This window comes from Streptomyces smaragdinus, from assembly GCF_009604385.1.
Taxonomy (GTDB): Bacteria; Actinomycetota; Actinomycetes; order Streptomycetales; family Streptomycetaceae; genus Streptomyces; species Streptomyces smaragdinus.
Genome location: NZ_WEGJ01000001.1, coordinates 190,277 through 209,694, shown reverse-complemented (window position 1 = coordinate 209,694; position 19,418 = coordinate 190,277). Strand labels below are relative to the sequence as shown.

At 73.1% G+C, this 19,418-nt stretch carries 18 protein-coding genes and 1 pseudogene; 8 read left to right on the top strand and 11 right to left on the bottom strand.

From position 1 onward, the window contains the following. Positions 1–23: 23 nt before the first annotated feature. The gene (locus SRB5_RS01060) at positions 24–1,193 is read left to right on the top strand and encodes an alpha/beta fold hydrolase (RefSeq protein WP_153449472.1); all 1,170 of its coding nucleotides are present in this window, start codon (positions 24–26) and stop codon (positions 1,191–1,193) included. 117 nt (positions 1,194–1,310) lie between these two features. Beyond that, the gene (locus SRB5_RS01055; protein WP_153449471.1) at positions 1,311–1,655 is read left to right on the top strand and encodes a VOC family protein; all 345 of its coding nucleotides are present in this window, start codon (positions 1,311–1,313) and stop codon (positions 1,653–1,655) included. 41 nt (positions 1,656–1,696) lie between these two features. Here the strand turns inward: SRB5_RS01055 and SRB5_RS01050 are convergent, their stop codons facing one another. The 3 genes from SRB5_RS01050 to SRB5_RS01040 form a co-directional block, all read right to left on the bottom strand. Further along, on the bottom strand, positions 1,697–2,539 hold the full coding sequence (locus SRB5_RS01050; RefSeq protein ID WP_153449470.1) for a pentapeptide repeat-containing protein: 843 nt from the start codon (positions 2,537–2,539) through the stop codon (positions 1,697–1,699). Positions 2,540–2,566: 27 nt separating this feature from the next. Next, positions 2,567–2,716, bottom strand: coding sequence for a DUF1214 domain-containing protein (locus SRB5_RS01045; RefSeq protein ID WP_153449469.1), 150 nt, complete (start codon positions 2,714–2,716; stop codon positions 2,567–2,569). Positions 2,717–2,780: 64 nt separating this feature from the next. After that, entirely contained in the window at positions 2,781–3,716 is a 936-nt protein-coding gene (locus tag SRB5_RS01040) for a GNAT family N-acetyltransferase (protein WP_153449468.1), read from the bottom strand. A 178-nt stretch (positions 3,717–3,894) separates the two neighbouring features. Here SRB5_RS01040 and SRB5_RS01035 point away from each other — a divergent pair, with 178 nt between their 5' ends. Together SRB5_RS01035 and SRB5_RS01030 are read left to right on the top strand one after the other, a co-directional pair. Next, a complete protein-coding gene (locus SRB5_RS01035; protein WP_153449467.1) occupies positions 3,895–5,211 on the top strand; it encodes a DUF6777 domain-containing protein in 1,317 nt (438 codons plus the stop codon). Positions 5,212–5,392: 181 nt separating this feature from the next. Then, positions 5,393–5,941: a tellurite resistance TerB family protein gene (locus tag SRB5_RS01030; RefSeq protein WP_153449466.1), complete on the top strand. Its 549-nt coding sequence runs from the start codon at positions 5,393–5,395 to the stop codon at positions 5,939–5,941. A 6-nt stretch (positions 5,942–5,947) separates the two neighbouring features. Here the strand turns inward: SRB5_RS01030 and SRB5_RS01025 are convergent, their stop codons facing one another. Continuing rightward, the gene (locus SRB5_RS01025) at positions 5,948–6,334 is read right to left on the bottom strand and encodes a GatB/YqeY domain-containing protein (protein ID WP_153449465.1); all 387 of its coding nucleotides are present in this window, start codon (positions 6,332–6,334) and stop codon (positions 5,948–5,950) included. Between the two features lie 63 nt (positions 6,335–6,397). Further along, on the bottom strand, positions 6,398–7,675 hold the full coding sequence (locus tag SRB5_RS01020; RefSeq protein WP_228389675.1) for a TerD family protein: 1,278 nt from the start codon (positions 7,673–7,675) through the stop codon (positions 6,398–6,400). A gap of 223 nt (positions 7,676–7,898) precedes the next feature. On the opposite strand from SRB5_RS01020, the gene argG reads away from it, so the two are divergent. After that, positions 7,899–9,347: an argininosuccinate synthase gene (gene argG / locus SRB5_RS01015; RefSeq protein ID WP_153449464.1), complete on the top strand. Its 1,449-nt coding sequence runs from the start codon at positions 7,899–7,901 to the stop codon at positions 9,345–9,347. A 57-nt stretch (positions 9,348–9,404) separates the two neighbouring features. On the opposite strand, the pseudogene SRB5_RS01010 reads toward argG, so the two are convergent. From SRB5_RS01010 to SRB5_RS00995, 4 genes and pseudogenes are all read right to left on the bottom strand, one after another. Beyond that, positions 9,405–10,698, bottom strand: a pseudogene (locus SRB5_RS01010) (aspartate aminotransferase family protein). A gap of 73 nt (positions 10,699–10,771) precedes the next feature. Continuing rightward, positions 10,772–11,377: a TOPRIM nucleotidyl transferase/hydrolase domain-containing protein gene (locus SRB5_RS01005; protein ID WP_153449463.1), complete on the bottom strand. Its 606-nt coding sequence runs from the start codon at positions 11,375–11,377 to the stop codon at positions 10,772–10,774. 56 nt (positions 11,378–11,433) lie between these two features. Beyond that, on the bottom strand, positions 11,434–12,528 hold the full coding sequence (locus tag SRB5_RS01000; protein WP_153449462.1) for a baeRF3 domain-containing protein: 1,095 nt from the start codon (positions 12,526–12,528) through the stop codon (positions 11,434–11,436). A gap of 94 nt (positions 12,529–12,622) precedes the next feature. Further along, positions 12,623–13,186, bottom strand: coding sequence for a TetR/AcrR family transcriptional regulator (locus SRB5_RS00995; protein WP_153449461.1), 564 nt, complete (start codon positions 13,184–13,186; stop codon positions 12,623–12,625). Positions 13,187–13,326: 140 nt separating this feature from the next. On the opposite strand from SRB5_RS00995, the gene SRB5_RS00990 reads away from it, so the two are divergent. Beyond that, positions 13,327–14,604, top strand: coding sequence for an oxygenase MpaB family protein (locus tag SRB5_RS00990; protein ID WP_153449460.1), 1,278 nt, complete (start codon positions 13,327–13,329; stop codon positions 14,602–14,604). Between the two features lie 23 nt (positions 14,605–14,627). Here SRB5_RS00990 and SRB5_RS00985 read toward each other — a convergent pair whose 3' ends face one another. Further along, positions 14,628–15,800, bottom strand: a complete 1,173-nt coding sequence (locus SRB5_RS00985; protein WP_153449459.1) for an acyl-CoA dehydrogenase family protein — start codon at positions 15,798–15,800, stop codon at positions 14,628–14,630. A gap of 146 nt (positions 15,801–15,946) precedes the next feature. Here SRB5_RS00985 and SRB5_RS00980 point away from each other — a divergent pair, with 146 nt between their 5' ends. Continuing rightward, on the top strand, positions 15,947–17,137 hold the full coding sequence (locus SRB5_RS00980) for a CaiB/BaiF CoA transferase family protein (protein WP_153449458.1): 1,191 nt from the start codon (positions 15,947–15,949) through the stop codon (positions 17,135–17,137). 101 nt (positions 17,138–17,238) lie between these two features. Then, positions 17,239–17,895 carry a GntR family transcriptional regulator gene (locus SRB5_RS00975; protein ID WP_153449457.1) on the top strand — a complete coding sequence of 219 codons (657 nt, stop codon included), beginning with the start codon at positions 17,239–17,241 and terminating at the stop codon, positions 17,893–17,895. A 5-nt stretch (positions 17,896–17,900) separates the two neighbouring features. On the opposite strand, the gene SRB5_RS00970 is transcribed toward SRB5_RS00975, so the two are convergent. Then, positions 17,901–19,364 carry a PucR family transcriptional regulator ligand-binding domain-containing protein gene (locus SRB5_RS00970; RefSeq protein ID WP_194292797.1) on the bottom strand — a complete coding sequence of 488 codons (1,464 nt, stop codon included), beginning with the start codon at positions 19,362–19,364 and terminating at the stop codon, positions 17,901–17,903. Positions 19,365–19,418: the final 54 nt, after the last annotated feature.

Here is a 19,418-nt window from a genome sequence, read left to right as displayed (position 1 = left end):
GAGCGCTGCGTAGGATCGGTCGTATGGCAACCGCGCATGTGAACGGCATCACTGTCGGCTACGACGACGAAGGCACCGGCGCCCCGCTGCTCCTCGTCCACGGCCATCCCTTCGACCGCACCATGTGGGCCCCGCAGACCTCCGCGTTCGCCGCCCGGGGCTACCGCGTCATCGCACCCGATCTGCGCGGCTTCGGCGACACCACCGGCGCCGACGGGGCGACGGACTTCTCCGACTTCGCCCGCGACCTCGCCGCCCTGCTCGACTTCCTGGGGGTGGAGAAGGCCGTCGTGGGCGGGCTGTCGATGGGCGGGCAGATCGTGATGGACTTCTGCCGCCTGTACCCGGAACGGCTGCTCGGCGTGGTGCTCGCCGATACCTTCCCCGGCGCCGAGACCCCGCGCAGCAGGGCCGACCGCCTGGCGACGGCCGACCGCCTCGAGCGCGAGGGCATGGGGCCGTGGGCGGAGGAGGCGCTGGACAAGATGGTCGCCCCGTACAACGTCAAGGACCTCCCCGACGTCGCCGACCACGTCCGGCGCATGATGCACGGCGCCCCTGTCACCGGAGCCGTCCTCGCCCACCGCGCCCGCGCCGAACGCCCGGACTACCGCGACACCCTGCGCGCGCTCGCCGTGCCGGCGCTCGTCGTCACCGGGGTGGACGACCCGTACACGCCGGTCGCCGACGGGGAGCTGATGCGGGACCTGATCCCGGACGCGGAGCTGTGCCTGGTCGAGGGCGCCGCCCATATGCCGAACCTGGAGCGTACGGGGGAGTTCGACGCCGCCCTGCGCCGCTTCCTCGCCCGCGTCACCCTGCCGCCCGTGAACGGCTACCGGCACGCGGTGCGGGCCCGGGGGGAGCACGTCGTGGTGTCCGGGCAGATCGCCCTGGACCACGCCGGGCGGGTCGTCGGGGAGGGCGACGCGGACGCCCAGGCGCGCCAGGTGTTCCGCAATCTGGACAAGGCGCTCACGGCGCAGGGCGCGACGTTCGCGGACGTCGTGAAGCTGAACATCTTCGTCACCGACATGGCGGTGATGCCGGCCGTGCGCCGGGCCCGCGACGAGTGGATCGACACCGCGAACCCGCCGGCCAGCTCGGCGGTCCGGGTGTCCGGCTTCATCCGTCCGGAGTTGCTGGTGGAGATCGACGCCCAGGCGGTGGTCGCGCCCACCGGTCAGGAATGAAGAAGCCCGCCCCGGGGCGGCGACCCTAGGGTGAGGACACAGGCGGAGCCAATCCGCCTTATGGTGGCAGAAGGTATGAACGCCGCCATCCATGACGAACCCGGAAGAGTGCGCATCATGTCCAAGGGCATCCAGACGATCATGTACCCCGTCACCGATCTCGAGGCCGCCAAGGCCATCTACTCCGGGCTCGCGGGCGTCGAGCCGTACGCGGACGAGCCCTACTACGTGGGCTACAAGGTGGCGGGCCAGGACTTCGGCCTGGACCCCAACGGCCACAAGAAGGGCATGACCGGGCCGGTGCCGTACTGGCACGTGGACGACATCAAGGCCGCCCTGGCGGCGGCCACCGCCGCCGGCGCCGAGACCGTGGCCGACATCAACGACGTCGGCGGCGGCCGCCTCATCGCCATGCTCAAGGACACCGACGGCAACCAGTTCGGCCTGCTCCAGGACGCCTGACGCCCTCCGGCGCGGTCACCCCGACGGCCGCGCCGGCCCCGTCACGCCCAGTGCGCCGGCCGCCGCACCCCTCGCGGCAGCCGGGTCGCCCCGTCCCCGCGCGCGGCGTTGACCTGCGCCTGCGTCAGGAACAGCGCCCCCGTCAGATCCGCCCCCGCCAGCCGGGCATCGCGCATGTCCGCCCCCGTCACATCCGCCGACCGCAGATCCGCGCCCCGCAGATCCGCCGCCACCAGCAGCGCCCCGCGCAGACTCGCCCCCCGCAGATCGGCGCCGCGCAGGGCCCGTCCCATCAGATCGGCGCCCCGGTGGTCCTTGCGCCGCCCCGGCACCGCGGCCGCCCGCGCCAGCTCACTGGCCCGCAGCAGCAGGGGGCCGGCCCCGCCGCGTACCGCCGCGACGTCCACCGCCGCCACCACGTCCGCCGGCCCGAGCGTCAGCTCCTCGACGGAGGCGAGCGCCGCACGCAGCTCCGCGTGCACGGGGCGTGCCGCGGCCAGCGTGAGGGCCTCCCGTACGTACCACATCAGCTCGTGCAGCTGCCGCATCACCGGGAACACTGCGTTCATCGCCGGGGCCGTCTCCGGCGCCTCCCGCCAGCTGCGCCCCGCGAACGTCACCTGCGACACCTTCTGCCCCGCCCCGAAGCAGTCGAAGACCGTGCACCCCGGATACCCCTCGTCCCGCAGCCGGGCGTGGATCCCGCACGAGAAGTCCTCCCGCAGATTCCCGCACGCCTCGCCGGCGGCCTTGTCCGCCGCGAAGTCGCGGGAGGCGGCGAAGGGCAGGGCCACACAGCACAGCCCGAAGCAGCTGCCGCAGTCGGCCCGCAGGTCTTCTCGCACGTCGTGGATCTCCTCGTACACCGAACCGGATGATCCCATTCTCCCGCATCCGGCCCGCGACGAAGATCAGCCCCCGCTTACCGCCGCCGGGAGCCAGTTCCCGGCCCCGTTCTGCGGTCGCTCGTGCTGGAGGAGCAGCTCGAGCGAGCCGTCGTCGGCGTACCCGAGGCCGGGGGTGCGGTCGCCGACGGAGTTTTCGAACAGATGGGGGTCCATTTCCCGGGCGCCGGGATGCGCACGGGAACTCCCGCATGCGCGGGAGCACGAACGTGCCTGCGACTCACACCGCCGGGACCGGAATCGTCACCTCCCAGGTGTCCACCGCGAAGTGCAGCCCCATGCCGTGCCGTTCGTACAGCCCCAGCGCCCCGCTCGCGTTGCGCGTGTCCACGCCGAGCCCCACCGAGTCGCGGCCGCGCCCGGCGAAGGCCGCGAAGGCCCGCCGCAGCAGATGGCCGCCGAGGCCCTTGCCGCGGGCCTCCTCCAGCACCGCCAGGGTGGACACCCAGCCCATGGCCTCGCGGTCGTTGCGTCCGAGCAGGATGCCCGCGTCCGTGCCGTCGACGGAGGCGATCCAGCACAGCGACCAGTCCAGGGACGCGACGCCGGGGTCCTCGGCCCACTTCTCGTACGTCTGGGGCTGGAAGTCGAAGTGGTGGGCCATCGCCCGCTGGCGCAGCTCGTGCAGCCGCCGCCGGTCCTCCGGCGCGGCGCAGTCCCGCACGGTGACGCCGGGCGGGGCGTCGGGCGGCGGGTCGCCGGCGGGGGAGACGGGCTTCGTCAGTACGTGGTAGCGCCGTACGGTCTGCCAGCCGCGGGCCTCGATCAGCGCGGTGTCGAGGGTGGGCCGGGTGTTGAGCTGCATATGGACCACGGCCCGGTCGGCGCCGTTGGCCGCCGCGACGCGCGTGGCCCGGGCCTCCATCAGGTTGAACAGCAGCACGGCCGTCTCGTCGCGGCCGGGCAGCACGTAGTGGTCGATGTCGATGCGCTCGCCCTTGGAGTCGTCCCAGAGCAGCCCGTACGCCACGAGCCGGTCGTCCTCGAAGGCGAGCCAGGAGTTGTGCGGCAGGTCGGCGTCGGGGTGCTCGAGGCCGGTCGTCACATAGGGGAGGTCGGTTTCCGCCCGGCCTATCTCGGCCAGGTCGATCTCGTTGAGGAGATCGCAGATCAGCTGGGCGTCCCGCAGCGTCGCGGGGCGCACGTCGGTACTCATGCGCACACTGTCGTGTCCACGCGGCCCGCGGCGCAACGGATTTCCCGGCGGCGGCCACTCCGACGGCCCTGTCCGGCTTGCGGAACCCATCCTTCCCGTTCGGACAATTGACGCGTAATGCCCATTTCCTTTCCGGGGAGGTTGTCCCGTGGCCCGACGGCGCTCGTCCCGTTCACCCGTGCACATATCCCGAGCCATGGCGCTCGCCCTCACGGTCAGTCTCGCCGCGGGGGCCTGTGGTGTGAGTTCGGCCGATCCGCGGTCGGAGGGCGCGGGGGAGTTGTGGCTGCAGCCCGTCGACGACGCCGGCCCCGACCCGTGGACCGGCTCGACCGCGATCCCGCCGGCGGGCGGGTCGCAGCCGCCGGAGGCCACCGCGGAGCCGCCCTCGAGCGTGCCGCAGCCCCGTACCGTGGTCGGCTCGACCGGTGGGCTGTACGGGGGGACGCAGGACGTCGCCAGCTGTGACGTCGGCAAGCAGATCCGGTTCTTCGAGGCCAACCACGACAAGCGCGACGCCTTCGCCGAGGTCGTCGGCGTGCAGCCGCAGCACGTCCGCCCGTTCCTGCGCTCGCTGACCACCGTGGTGCTGCGCGCCGACACCCGGGTGACCAACCACGGCTTCACCGACGGCAGGGCGACCAGCTTCCAGTCCGTGCTCCAGGCGGGCACCGCCGTGCTGATCGACCGCCACGGGGTGCCGCGCGTGCGCTGCGCCTGCGGGAACCCGCTCACCGCCCCCGGCAAGGTCCGTACGGACGCCGGCTACCGGGGCGGTGCCTGGAGCTCGTTCCACCCCAATCAGGTGATCATCGTCAAGCCGGCGCCGACCGTCATCAAGAACATCGTGATCGTGGACGTCGTCACCAACGTCTGGATCCAGCGCCCGACGTTCTCCGCCGAACCCGAGGACGACCGGGCCCTGTCCCGCCCCACGAACCCCGACCCGGTCTCCCCGAGCCCGGAGGCGAACTCCCCGTCGCCGTCCCCGACGCAGCCCCCCGACCCGCCCACGGGCCTGGAGGGCGAACCGAGCGGTGCGGACGGCATCCGGCTGAGCTGGGACGCCCCCGAGGACGCCGGGGGAATCGAGGGGTACGACGTCTACCAGCGGGGCGAGCCCAACCCCGTGCAGTCGACGAGCGGTACGACGACCAGCGCGACGGTCACCGGCCTGCGACCGGGCGAGGACTACACGTTCAGGGTCCGCGCCCTGGACGCCGAGGGCCGCTCCTCGCGACCGTCCGCCCCGGTCACGGTAACGCTCCCGGGCCCCACCCAGGAGCCGGCACCGACGGAGGAACCCACGACGGAGGAACCCACGACGGAACCCACCGAGGAACCGACGGAACCCCCGCAGGAGGACCGGACGGAGGAACCCGGCACGGTGGAACCGCAGTCGGCCCCGGACGTACCGGCCCTTCGCAAGGCCCCGCCGCCCGAACCGGCCACCCCGGACGTGCGGTCCGACGCCGGTCGGAACCCGCCCGAGTAGACGGGACGTGACGCCGCCCCCGGCCGCAACCGGCCGGGGGCGGCGTCATCTGTCCGGTGGCCAGGCACTTCCGGCACTTTGCGGAACCTTTACCCACCGTCAGCCGTTGACGCAGTGGCCCCGCCCGGCGGTGGGAGCCGGACGAGCGTGATTCGAACGCAGACCGAGGTGACGCGGCGACATGGCAGTGTGGAAGCAGCTCAAGGACCAGGCCCGAGCCCTGCAGCAGCAGGCGCAGGGCGGGCGTGGGCCCGTCGGGGGGCAGCGGCACGGGGGGTCCGGGGGTGGGTCGAAGGCGCAGCTGATCGGGGCGCTCAAGTCGCAGCTCGGGTCGCTCAAGGCCGAGTTGAAGAGCGGCGCCTTCCGGGACGCCAGTATGGCGATGTGCGCCCTGGTCGCCGCGGCGGACGGGCATGTGGACGCGGCCGAGCGGCAGCACGTCGAATCGACGATCCTGGGGAACGAGGTGCTGGCCAACTTCCCACCCGAGCAGCTGCGCCAGCGGTTCAACGCCCATGTCGACCGGCTCACCCGGGACTTCGCGCAGGGCAAGGCCGAGGCGATGCGGGACATCGCCAAGGCCGCCAAGAAGCCCACCGAGGCGCGGGCCGTCATCCAGACCGGCATCGTCGTGGCGGCGGCCGACGGCGACTTCTCCCAGCCCGAGCAGACGGTGATCCGTGAGGTGTGCGCGGCGCTGGGTGTGCCGGCCGCCGAGTTCCAGCTCTGACGCCCGTCAGGACAGGTAGGCCCGCAGTACGTCGGCCTCACGCCGCAGCAGCTGCGCCGCGTTGGCCTGGCCGTGGGTGACGTAGCCGGCGGCCTCCGAGTCGTACTCCGCGATCCGGTCGCGCAGCAGGGCCCGTACATCGTCGGCGTCCAGGGTCCGGCGCTCCGCCTCGGCGGCGCCGACCCCGAGCCGGGCGCCGGCGATGTGCTCACCCGTCGCGGCGACCGCCTCGTCGGACACCGGGACGGCCTCCGCGTTGTCGATGGCGGCGATCGCCGAGCGCAGCGCCCGTACGGTGTCGGGCCGGCGCGCCTTCATCGCGGCGACGAGGTCCGCGCGCATCGCGGCGCGCAGGCGCCCGGCTTCGTCGGCCGGTGCGTGATCACGGGTCATGGGCCCACCCTCGCATCTGCCGGGATCGGCCGGAAGCGATATCCGGCCGATTCCCGGGGGCGGTCAGTCCTTGCCCGCCGCGTGCCAGCTCATGCCCCAGCCGTACTCCAGGTCGACGGCCTGCTGCTTGAAGATGCCGGGCGGGACCAGGATGTACTTGGCCTCCCGGCGCACGACCAGCTCGCCGTTCACGTTCTCGATGAGGGCGATGGCGGCGACGGGGGAGGGGACGGTGCACTCGTCCAGGTGCATCTCGATCGGCGGGCCCACCGGCGGGTACAGCGTGGCCACGCCGTCGAGGCCGGCGAAGCTTTCGGCGCCCTGGTAGATGTTCACGAACACCAGGAGGCGCTTGATCTCGGCCGAGTGGTCGAGGTTGACCGTGAGGTTCTCGCCCTCGTCGCTGCCGCCGGTCCGGTCGTCCTGGTCGAGGCGGACGTAGGGCGGCTGGTCGTAGGAGCCGTACTGGTTCCCGATGGGGTGCACGATGCCGGTGCTGCCGTTCTGCAGCTCCCACATGCACGACAGGTCGAGGTCCAGGTTCTCGAGCCGGACGGCGCCCTTGCCCTTGCCCATCCAGCCGCGCGGCGCCTTGCGGGGGCTCCAGCGGAGATTGACCCGCAGCGCGCCCGACGTCGCGCCCTGCTTGGTGAGGGACACGGCCGGGGCGGCCTTCGTCAGCGTGATCTTCGACAGCGACACCGCGGGGGCCGGAGGCGGCGGGGGAGGCGTCGGCGGGAGCTGCGTGACCGGCGGCATCGGCATGACGGGCGGGGCGGCGGGAGCCTGCTGCGGTGCGGGGGCCGGGGCCGCGGGCTCGTCGACGCTGATGCCGAAGTCGGTGGCGAGCCCGGCCAGCCCGGTCGCGTAGCCCTGGCCGACCGCGCGGAACTTCCACTGGTCGTTGCGCCGGTAGAGCTCGCCCAGCACGAACGCCGTCTCGTTCGACGCCCCGGTGCTGTCGAAGCGCGCCAGCTCGGCGCCGTTCGCCGCGTCGAGCACCCGGATGTACAGCCCGTGGAACTGCCCGAACGTGCCGCCGTCGGCGGAGGCCGCCAGTACCACGGTCCCGATCGCCGCCTCCACGGACGTCAGGTCCACCCCGAGGGTGTCGCGTACCTGACCGCCGCCGCGCTGCTTGCCCTCGTGCCGTACGGCCCCGCCGGGGTGGGAGGGCTGGTTGTAGAACACGAAGTCGGTGTCGGAGCGGACCTTGCCCGCCCCGGTGAGCAGCAGGGCCGAGGCGTCGGCGTCGGGGCTGCCGGGCACGTCCTGCCAGCCCAGCTCCACCCGAACCCTGGCCGCCGGCACCACGACGTTGGTGCCCTTTTGCATTGACATGCTGGAATTCCCCCCGGAAGCAGGTTTCCCCGGAGCCTACTGGAGCGGCCGCGCGCCGGTGGGAGGACAGGGCAACAAGCGTTCCGCCGGGCTTTCGGGTGTTGTGATTCGCGTCACCGGCCCCGGTCCGCACCCCGCCGCAAGCCCCCGGCGTGCACCGGAGCCGCGCGAGGTGCCGAACAGCAGCCTTGCATGATGATGCAGTCCGATGCATAATCTTGCCATGTCCAAGGTCCTCACCTCCCTCCCCACCGGCGAGCGCGTCGGTATCGCCTTCTCCGGCGGACTCGACACCTCCGTCGCCGTCGCGTGGATGCGCGACAAGGGCGCCGTGCCCTGCACGTACACCGCCGACATCGGCCAGTACGACGAGCCCGACATCGACTCGGTCCCCGGCCGCGCCTTCGCCTACGGCGCCGAGGTGGCCCGGCTCGTCGACTGCCGGGCGGCGCTGGTCGAGGAGGGGCTGGCGGCGCTGGCCTGCGGCGCGTTCCACATCAAGTCCGGCGGGCGCCCGTACTTCAACACCACCCCGCTGGGCCGCGCCGTGACCGGCACCCTGCTGGTCCGCGCCATGCTCGAGGACGGCGTGCAGATCTGGGGCGACGGCTCCACCTTCAAGGGCAACGACATCGAGCGGTTCTACCGCTACGGTCTCCTCGCCAACCCCCACCTGCGGATCTACAAGCCCTGGCTCGACGCCGACTTCGTCACCGAGCTCGGCGGCCGCAAGGAGATGTCGGAGTGGCTCGTCGCGCACGGCCTGCCCTACCGCGACTCCACGGAGAAGGCGTACTCCACCGACGCCAACATCTGGGGCGCCACCCACGAGGCCAAGACGCTGGAGCACCTGGACACCGGCATCGAGACCGTCGACCCGATCATGGGCGTACGGTTCTGGGACCCGGCGGTGGAGATCGTCCCCGAGGAGGTGACGATCGGCTTCGACCAGGGCCGCCCGGTCTCGGTCAACGGCAAGGAGTTCGGTTCCGCCGTCGACCTCGTCATGGAGGCCAACGCGATCGGCGGCCGGCACGGCCTGGGCATGTCCGACCAGATCGAGAACCGCGTCATCGAGGCGAAGAGCCGCGGCATCTACGAGGCGCCCGGCATGGCGCTGCTGCACATCGCGTACGAGCGCCTCGTCAACGCCATCCACAACGAGGACACGGTGGCCGCGTACCACAACGAGGGCCGCCGGCTCGGCCGGCTGCTCTACGAGGGCCGCTGGCTGGACCCGCAGGCGCTGATGGTGCGTGAGTCGCTGCAGCGCTGGGTCGGCGCCGCGATCACCGGCGAGGTCACGCTGCGGCTGCGGCGCGGCGAGGACTACACGATCCTCGACACCCGCGGTCCGGCGCTCAGCTACCACCCGGACAAGCTGTCCATGGAGCGCACCGAGGACTCGGCGTTCGGCCCGGTGGACCGGATCGGCCAGCTCACCATGCGCAACCTGGACATCGCCGACTCCCGCGCCCGGCTCGAGCAGTACGCGGGCCTCGGCCTGGTGGGCCCCGCCCATCCGGCCCTGATCGGCGCGGCCCAGGCGGCCTCGACGGGCCTGATCGGCGCGATGGCCGAGGGCGGCGCCGAGGTGATCGCCTCCCGGGGCGAGGCCCCGGACGAGGAGGTCATGCTGGACCGCGCGGCGATGGAGTCCGGTACGGACTGATCGCGACAGGCGCACGGCCCGCGGCACGGGAGTGCCGCGGGCCGCTGTCGTACGCGCTCAGGCCAGTGCCGCCTTCAGCGCCGCCTCCAGGATGTCGACGCCGTCGTGGAGTTCGGTCTCGCCGACCGTCAGCGGCGGGGCTATCCGGAAGATGCCGCCCATCCCCGGCAGCTGGACGATGTTGAGGTGCAGGCCCCGCTCGAGGCAGGCCGCCGTCACCGCCTGGCCCAGGTCGTCGGCGGGGGTCTTGGTCGCCTTGTCGTGGACCAGTTCCAGGCCCTGCAGCAGTCCCCGGCCGCGGACGTCGCCGACGACCTCGTACGAGTCCCGAAGCGCCTCGAGCCGGGCGGTGAGCTGAGCGCCCATCGCGGCGGCCCGGGCGACCAGGCCGTCGCGGGCGATGACGTCCAGGACGGTCAGGCCGACGCTCGCCGCCAGGGGGTCGGAGACGTGGGTGGTGAAGAAGAGGAAACCGCGGTCGCGGCAGGTCTCCTCGAGCTCCGTGCTCGTCACCACCGCCGCGACCGGCGCCCAGGGTCTTGGAGAGTGTGAGGATGTCGGGCGTGACGCCGTCGCGTTCAAAGGCGTACATGTGGCCCGTGCGGCCCAGTCCGGTCTGTGCCTCGTCGAGGATCAGGAGCATGCCGCGGGCGGTGCACAGGTCCTTGAGGCGGGCCAGATAGCCGGGCGGCAGTTCGATGATGCCGCCGGACGACAGGACCGGTTCGATCAGGCAGGCGGCGAGTGAGCCGGTCGACTGGCGGTCGACCAGGCCGAAGCCGTAGTCGAGTTCGGCCTCCCAGTCGTACGAGCCGTCGGACCGGCGGAACGGGGAGCGGTAGCCGTTGGGGGTGGGCAGTGTGAGGTTGCCGGGGAGTGCAGGGCCGTAGCCGTGGCGGCCGGCGGAGTAGGTGGCGGAGGCGGCGCCCGACGTCATGCCGTGCCAGGAGCGGTCGAAGGAGACGACTTCGTAGCGGCCGGTGGCCAGTTTGGCCATCTTGACGGCGGCCTCGTTGGACTCCGCGCCGGTCGTCAGCAGCAGTGTCTTGTCCAGGCCCGGCGGCAGTGTGCCGGCCAGGCGCTTGGCCAGGTCGACGACGGGGCGGCTCAGCATCCCGCTGAAGAGATGGTCCAGGGTCGCCACCGACCGGGACACGGTGCGCACGATGTCCGGGTGCGCGTGTCCCAGGACGGCGCTCATCTGCCCGGACGTGAAGTCCAGGATCGCGGTCCCGGCGCTGTCGTAGACGTACGATCCGGCGGCCCGCTCGATGACGCGCGGGGTGAACGCGGCGCCGTAGCGCACCAGATGCTGATCGACGTCGTCCCAGAAGGTGTCGCTCACGGGCACTCCAGTCTCCGGCGGGTCCTCCTGCTGCGATCGATCATGAATCCCGCCGTCGTCCGCACACAAGGGGACGGCCTCACAGGTGAGCGAAGAGGTCCTCCAGCGGCGCGGGCACCGCGTCCGGGTCGAGGCCCTCGACGAGCAGCCGGCCGTAGCGGATCTTGCGGCCCTTCTTCGTCCCGAGGAAGCGCCGCAGCTGCTGGTCCCGGGGGCGGCCGTGCTGGTCGGGCTGGCGTACGAGGGTCTGCCAGGCCCGCAGTTCGCCCGCCCGCTCGACGACCTCCTCGGCCCGCTCGGTGCCCATGGCGCGGATGAACTCCTCCTCGAGGTCCGAGACGCAGACGAAGACGTTCCCGTCGTCCAGCGCCCGGTCGAAGAACCGCTGCTCGCGCTCGTCGCACAGGCCGACCAGACGCAGGCCCAGCCCGTCGGGCCCCAGCAGCCGGGCGAAGCGGCCCACGTTCGTCGCCCCGCCCATCGGCAGGGCGCACACCCCCTCGGCGGCCAGATCACGGCCCCGGCGGGCGGCGAGGGTGTCGACGGCCGCGAGGTCGCTCAGCCCCTCCAGCAGCACCACGGTGCGCAGTCCGAGCGCCGTCGCCAGCTCGCGTGCGGGCGCGCCGGGGGCGCCCCGGGCCGCCCGGTCGGTGACCTCGTCGCGGAACGCCCGTATGTCGACCATGGGGCGAGTCTGCTCCCCGTACCGGCGTCGTCGCACGCCAATATCGGGCCGTGCGGTCAGTAGCGCAGGACCGCCGCGATGTGGCCGGCCTCGGTCAGCGTGCCGTCGGGGACGAACACGACCTGTGCGCCGGTCTCCAGGGAGGACTCGATGATCTCGTCGATGATGTCGTGGACGGCCTCCGGGTCGCCGGCGTCGGCGGGCTCGAGGTGTCCGTCGCCGACGTGGACGCTGGTGCGGTAGTCCTCCTCCACGACGAGTTCGTGGACGCGGCCGTCGAGGGCCTTCGACCAGACCTCGTCCACCCCCGCCGCGTACGTGTGGCCGCCGCGGGCGCGCTCCAGCGCCGCGTTGGCCTCGGCGACCTCGATCCGCGCGGAGGCGGCGCGGGCCGGTTCGACGGCCCGGGCGACGGCCTCGGCGCCGGCGTGGGCCAGGCCGCCCACGGTCACCTGGGCGGCGTCCTTCGCGGCGCCGCCGACCTCGGTGAACAGGGCCAGCGCCGGGGGCTCCGCGGCGAGATACAGCGGGCGGGGGTCGGTGGCGAGGACGGCGGCCAGGGCGGTGTCGGCGTCGCGGAAGAACTGGCGGGTCTGCTCGTCGCTGTAGGTGCTGGGCACGTCGCCGATGCGCTGCTTGCGCTCGACGTCGGGGTCCTCCAGGCTGCGCGTGAGCGGGAAGCCGCGTCCGGTGATCTCGGTGACGTGGTCGCCGTGCCCCTCGAAGAGGGACACCCGGTCGGCGGCCGGTGTGACCACCCAGTACGGGCTGTGGGCGGCGTCGGCGGCGACCAGGTTGCGGGTGAGGAAGGTCTGCGACAGTACGACGCGCTCGGGCACCTCGCGGTCGATCGCCCACACCTGGTGCTCCCCGGGCGCCGCGAAGATGACGAGGCCGTCCTTGACCTGTGCGGGGTCCACCTCGCCGACGGCCTGTTCGAGCTGGGCGGTCACGTCCCGGCGCTGTTCGGTGCCGACGGCGCCGTCGGCCTCCAGGCGGCGGGTCGCCTCGGCGACGAGGTTGCGCAGCCGTACCTGGTCCTGGGCGTTCTCCGCCCGCCGCGGGTGGGTGGGCATCACCAGGGAGACGGCCGGGTAGGTCCGCGGCCGGCGCAGCTCCTGGAGAGCGGTCGAGGTCAACGAGGAAAGCATGGCGGGATCCCCTTCTGTCACGCGACCTCTCCATAGTGCACGTACCGGTACAAATCGACATTTCGGCGTCCGGCGATCGGGTGGCCCGGGGGAGTCAGTCGCCGGCCCGCAGATAGCTCAGCGACAGATGGGTGAGCTCCGCCAGGAACCGCTCGCGGGGGATGGGCGGCTCGTCCAGCAGATAGCGCACGCTGACGTGCTCGACGGTCCGCACCAGCGTCCACACGGCGGCGTCCAGGGGGAGGCCGGCGCGCAGTGCGGGGCGCTGCGTCGTCAGATACGCGTGGACCAGCTCGCCGATCCGCTCCTCGAACGCCCGCAGGGTGCGGCCGCCGTCGAGCCGCGGTCCGTCCTCGACGGCGGCGCGCAGCAACGGCCGCTCCACGTCGAGCCCGTCGAGCAGGGTCTCCAGCGTGGCGTGGACGATGACGGGCGCGGGCTGCTCGAACTCGTCGGTCATCCGGGCGGTGACGCGGGAGACGAGGCTGTTGCTGAACCGGTCGAGCACCGACAGGACGATGGCGTCCTTGTTGGGGAAGTACTGGTAGAGGGAGCCGGGGCTGATGTCGGCCGCGGTGGCGATACGACCGGTCGAGGCGCCCTCGTACCCGTACTCGGCCAGCACCTGCCGCCCCGCGTCGAGGATGCGCGCCACCATCGCCCGCGACCGTTCCTGACGCGGCGTCCGGCGCGGCGAAACGCGACTGGTCTGCGGGGGCCCGGGGGTGCGGCGGGGCGATGACATGGGCGTCAGAAGGCGAATTGAACGCGAGTGGAAAACAGCGTCAGCATCGACTCATGGTCGCACACGAGCTGTCACCGAGAGATGCCTCCGGCGGGCCAAGTACCGTACAGCCGCCGCCGGTTGCCCGCCCGAAGCGCTTCCGGGAGACCGAGGACCTCAACCGCCGCACCGGACGGATGCTGCGTCTCCTGCTGACCGGCCGCGGCGGGGTCGACGAGCATCTGCTGTCCGTGATCGGCGAGCGGCTGACCGCCCGGGACGAGGCGGGGGCCGCGCTGGCGACCGCCCTGCGCGCCACGGACCGCGACGGTCCGGACCGGGTGACGATGCGCCAGTTCCGCCGCGCCCTCGCCGACGGCATCGACGCGGTGCCCGACGCGCCGGGCCCGCTGCGGGACTTCTTCGCCGTCGTCGACCCGGTGCCGGACTGGGTCGACTTCGACCTGATCGAGGAGGGCGGCCGGGTGGCCCGCCGCTTCGGCCGCAACGCCGCCGACGTGATGCTGCAGCTCGCGCTCATCGGCTCGTACCGCTTCGACGGACCGCCGCGCCTGCTGGTCGAGACGGGCGGGCTGCTGGGGGAGTCGGCGCTGCGGCGGATAGCGGAGACCCAGCAGTGGGCGACGATGGTCGCCCGGCCCCGGGCGATGCGCCGCGGCGGCCCCGGCTTCCGGCTCACCGTCCACGTCCGCCTCATGCACGCCCTGGTCAGCCACCGGACGGAGGCCGGCGGACAGTGGGACATCGACAGCTGGGGCCTCCCCGTCAACCGCTCGGACCTCGCCTCCACCCTGGGCCTGTTCAACGCCGTCCAGCTGCTGGGCGTGCGGATGCTCGGCGTACGGGTCACGCGGGCCGAGTCGCGGGCGTTCATGCATCTGTGGAAGTACGTCGGCCATCTCCTCGGCGTGGACCAGGACTGGCTGTGTGACCGCGAGATCGACCAGCACCGGCTCAACTACCACCTGCTGCTGGCCCAGAGCTACGGCGGCCCGGCCGGCCCCCCGCTGGCCAACGCCCTGGTCGACGCCCAGGGCGCCCTGCACTTCGACAGCTTCGCCCGTCTCCGCCGGGCCTGGGCCCGGGCGCGGCTGCTGAGCATGCTGAGCTTCTTCGTCGGCCGCCGCGGCATGCGCGACCTCGAACTGCCCCTGTCCTGGCCCTGGGCGGTGCCCCCGGTGGTGATCGGCAACGTCGTGCGCCACCAGATCCTCGGCCGCACCCCGGCGGGCCGCGCCCGTCTGGTGCGCGCCGGCGACCGGTTCGTCCGCCGGCATCTGGGCCGGCACTTCGGCGAACAGCCCCCGGGCGTGGCGGCGCTGGAGAACTGACCCGGGGGCGTGCGCCGGATCCGTCAGCGGAAGGCGGCCTCGCCCGTCAGCGCCCGGCCGATGGCCAGGGTGTGGACCTCGCTGGTGCCCTCGTAGGTGAGGACGGACTCGAGGTTGTTGGCGTGGCGCAGCACCGGGTACTCCAGCGTGATGCCGTTCGCGCCCAGCAGGGTGCGGCACTGGCGGGCGATGTCCAGGGCCTCGCGGACGTTGTTCAGCTTGCCCACGCTGATCTGCTCGGGCGTGATGCGGCCCTCGTCCTTGAGGCGGCCCAGGCGCAGCGCCAGCAGGATGCCCTTGTCCAGCTCGACCGTCATGTCGGCGAGCTTCTGCTGGGTGAGCTGGTACGAGGCCAGCGACCGGCCGAAGACGGTACGGTCCGCGACGTACGACAGGGCCGTCTCCAGACAGTCGCGGGCCGCGCCCAGCGCGCCGAAGACGATGCCGTAACGCGCCTCGTTGAGGCAGCCGAGCGGGCCGGACAGACCGCGGGCGTGGGGGAGCATCGCGTCGGCGGGCAGTCGGACCTCGTCCAGCACCAGCTCGCTGGTGACGGACGCGCGCAGGGACAGCTTGCGGGTGATCTCGGGGGCGGAGAAGCCGGGCGTGCCGGCCGGGACGACGAAGCCGCGCACCCCGTCCTCGGCACGGGCCCACACCACGGCGACGTCGGCGACCGACCCGTTGGTGATCCACATCTTGGTGCCGTTCAGCACCCAGTCGTCGCCGTCGCGCCGCGCGTTCGTACGCATCGAGCCCGGGTCCGAGCCCGCGTCCGGCTCGGTGAGGCCGAAGCAGCCGATCTTCTCGCCGGCCGCCATACCGGGCAGCCACTGCTGCTTGTGCTCCTCCGTGCCGTACTTCCAGATCGCGTACATCGCGAGGGAGCCCTGTACGGAGACCAGGCTGCGCAGACCGGAGTCGACGGCCTCGAGCTCGAGGCAGGCCAGACCGTACGAGACGGCGTTGGTGCCGGCGCAGCCGTAGCCCTCCAGATGCATGCCCAGCACGCCGAGCTCGCCGAGGTTGCGGGCCACCTCGCGGGCGGGCAGGCCGTGCTCGAACCACTCGGCGATGTGCGGGCGCAGCTCCTTGTCGCCCATGGCCCGCACGGTCTTCTGGATCTCGCGCTCCTCCTCCGAGAGCAGGCCGTCGAGGCCGATGAGATCGAAGGGGTGGACGGGCGTGGTGGTCATGGGCCGGCCTTTCGTGGGTTCTTCGAGGGCTACGGGCAGTGTCCCGCGCCCCCAGTAAACCCCAGACCGGATTTTGGATCCAGTATTGATTATCCGTCGCCCGGTGGTTAGGTTCGCTGCGGACGCCGATCTAGGAGGACAGCCGCATGCCGTCGAGTCAGCCGGCCCCGCGAACAACGACCGCACCGCCGCGCGAGGGAGCGCTGTCGGGGATCGTCGTGGCGGACTTCGGACGGGTGCTGGCCGCGCCGTACATGACCATGCTGCTCGCCGACCTCGGCGCGGACGTGATCAAGATCGAACGGCCCGGGGCGGGGGACGACACCCGCGCCTGGGGCCCGCCGTTCGCCGGCGGGGAGACCACGTACTTCCTGGGAGTCAACCGCAACAAGCGCTCCGTCGCCCTGGACCTCGCCACCGAACAGGGCTGCGAGGCCGCGCGGGCGGTCGTCGCCCGCGCCGACGTACTGGTGGAGAACTTCCGGCCCGGCACCATGGAGCGCCTGGGCCTGGGCTACGAGGAGATGCGGGCGCTCAACCCCCGCCTCGTCTACTGCTCGGTGACCGGCTTCGGCTCCGGCCCCGGCGCGGCGCTGCCCGGCTACGACCTCCTCGTGCAGGCCATGGGCGGGCTGATGAGCGTCACCGGGGAGCCGGGCGGACAGGGCACGAAGACCGGCGTGGCGCTGGTGGACGTCATCACCGGCCTGCACGCCGGCTTCGGCGTCCTGGCGGCACTGCGCGAGCGCGAGCACAGCGGGCTGGGGCAGCGGGTCGAGGTGTCCCTGCTGTCCTCGCTGCTGTCGGCGCTCACCAACCAGGCGTCCGCCTACGTGGCCGGCGGCGTCGTACCGGGCGCGATGGGCAACCGGCACCCGAGCATCACCCCGTACGAGGTGTTCACCGCCAAGGACCGCCCCCTGGTGCTGGCCGTGGGCACCGACCGCCAGTTCCGCACCCTGTGCGACCACCTCGGCCTCCCCGCCCTCGCGGACGACGAACGCTTCGCCGGCAACGCCGCCCGCGTCGCCCACCGCGACGCGCTGCTCGCCGAACTCGCCGGACCGCTCGCCGCACGCACCGCCCAGGAATGGTTCGAGGAACTCACCGCGGCCGGCATCCCCTGCGGGCCCATCAACGACCTCGCCGCCGCGTTCGGCCTCGCCGAGGACCTCGGCCTGCACACCCGGGTACGCATCGACGACCCGCGCCGCCCCGACCCGGTGGAGCAGGTCGCCAACCCCGTACGGCTGGACGCCACCCCCGCGGCCTACCGCACCGCCCCGCCGCGTCTGGGGGAGGATACCGAGGCGCTGCTGGCGGAGCTGGGGCTGTAGCCGCCCACCGGGCGGGGCGCGTCCGGCCCCCACCCGGGCGGTGTTAGAAGATGGGGGCCGGCCGGGACGCGGCCGGCGGGTGAGGGAGAGGTGTCGGGTTGATGGAAGGCGCTGTGGAGCGGCGGAGGCCGCCGACCGCCCAGCAGTTCGTGCTGGCGGAGGTGCGCAGTGCCATCACCAGCGGCCGGCTCAAGCCCGGCGCGCCGATCCGCCAGGACGCCCTGGCCGCCCGGCTGGACGTCAGCCGGGTGCCGCTGCGCGAGGCGCTGAAGACCCTCGAGGGCGAGGGCCTGGTCGAGCACAAGGTGCACCGCGGCTACTTCGTCACCGAGCTGTCCCTCACCGACCTGCGGGAGATCTACCGCATCCGCGAACTCCTCGAGGAGGAGGCCGTCCGCCGCGCCGCCCCCCACGTGGACCTCACCGTGCTCGAGGACATCCAGACCGAGGTCGAACGGACCGAGGCCGCCGGAGACCTGACGGCCATGACGGCCGCCAACCGCCGCTTCCACTTCACCCTCTTCGAGGCCTCGGGCATGCCCCGCCTGACCCGCCTGATCTCCACCCTTTGGGACTCCACCGACGCCTACCGCTCCCTCTACTACACCCAGACCCCCAACCGCGAACGCGTCCTGCACGAACACCGCGCGGTCCTCACCGCCCTGCGGGCCGGCGACATCGACGCCGCCGTGCGATGGCTCGACGAGCACCGCGCGCACGCGGTCACGGCGCTGGAGGGGGTGCTGGACGGCGGATGAAGGGTTCAGGCCAGCCCGCGCCCGCGCAGGTCCAGCCAGAGCCGGGCGGCGGTGTCGGGATCGTCGACATCCACGTCCAGCGCGGCAGCCGCCCGCCCGACCCGGTAGCGCAGCGTGTTGCGGTGGACCTCCAGGTCACGGGCGGCGTGCTCCCACTGCCCGCGCCGGCGCAGATAGGCCACCAGCGCCTGGACGACGGGCGGCTTCTGCCCGGTCAGGAACACGTCCAGCCGCGCGGCCAGCTCCCCCTCCGGCCCGCCGTCCGGGGCGTCCGCCAGCTCCGTACGCCCGTCGGGCAGCCGCCGCAGCCGGTCCTCGAGGCGGGCGCGGACGGCGGGGGCGTCCTCCAGCCGCACCCGCGGTGAGACCAGCGCGGCGGCGGACGCGTCGTGCGCCGTCAGCCGCCCCGCCAGCGACACGAGGTCGGGGTGGCGCGAGGGCAGCAGGAACCACGCCTCCGTCGCCCCGGTCCGCACCCCGCAGGCGTCCGGGCACCACGCGTACACCACCCGGGCGCTCTCCTGGACGTCCCGCCCGCGTACGGCCAGCACCCGCCCCTCGACCCCCGGCACCGGCAGCCCACCCGCCGCCGCCAGCTCCCGCGCGGCCGCCGCATGCCCGAGGTCGACCAGCAGCGCCACACAGCGCGCCCCGGCCTCGCGGGCGGAGGCCCGGCCCAGGCGCTGCAGGGTGTCGATGCTCAGCAGCGCCACGGCCGTCGTCACGACATGCCGCTGACCGGCCGTGAGCTGCCGCGGCGTCCCCACCGCCAGATACCCCACGACCCGCGACTCCACGGACAGCGGCGACAGCGCGACGAAACGCCCGCCCGCCACGAACGAGGCCGCCGAGTGCGCCCCGGCGACCCGCAGCCGCGCGACCGCGTCCTGCAGCGCCTCCGCCTCGTCGATCAGCCCCGACGGATGGATCCGGGCCACCTCGCCGGCGGCGGTCAGGGTCGCCGCCCAGCCGCCCAGGATCCGTGCCAGCCGGCGCAGCACCTCCGACCCGGGGTCGGGGGCGACGGCGGCGTTCGTCAGCGTCCGGTGGGCGGCCACCGTGTCGTGCAGATGCTGCTCGGAGGCCTTGGCGCGGGCGGAGTAGTAGGCCTCGGTGACGGTCAGGAACGGCGTCGGATCGGGCACCATCAGCAGCACCAGGCCCGCCTCGCGGCAGGCGTCGGCCAGCGGCTCGGGGACGCTGTCGTGCACCGGGCCCAGGCCCAGGCCCAGCGCGGCGATGCCGATCGCGCGCAGGCGGGCGGCGTACGCCCCGCAGCCGGCGCGGTCGGCGGGGAGGGTCAGGCCGGTGGTGAGGAGCAGCTCGCCGCCGGTGACGTACGCGGTGGGGTCGGCGAGCTCGGAGACGTGCACCGCGGTGACGGGGATCGGGGGTGCGCCGAAGCCCGCCGCGGGGGTGAGGTCGTCGCCCAGCGTGCGGCAGAGGCTGCTGATGGTCGGCAGGGACACCTCAGATCCTGCCGTCCGGTCGTATCCGGCCCATCCGCGCGCTCCCGGTATCCG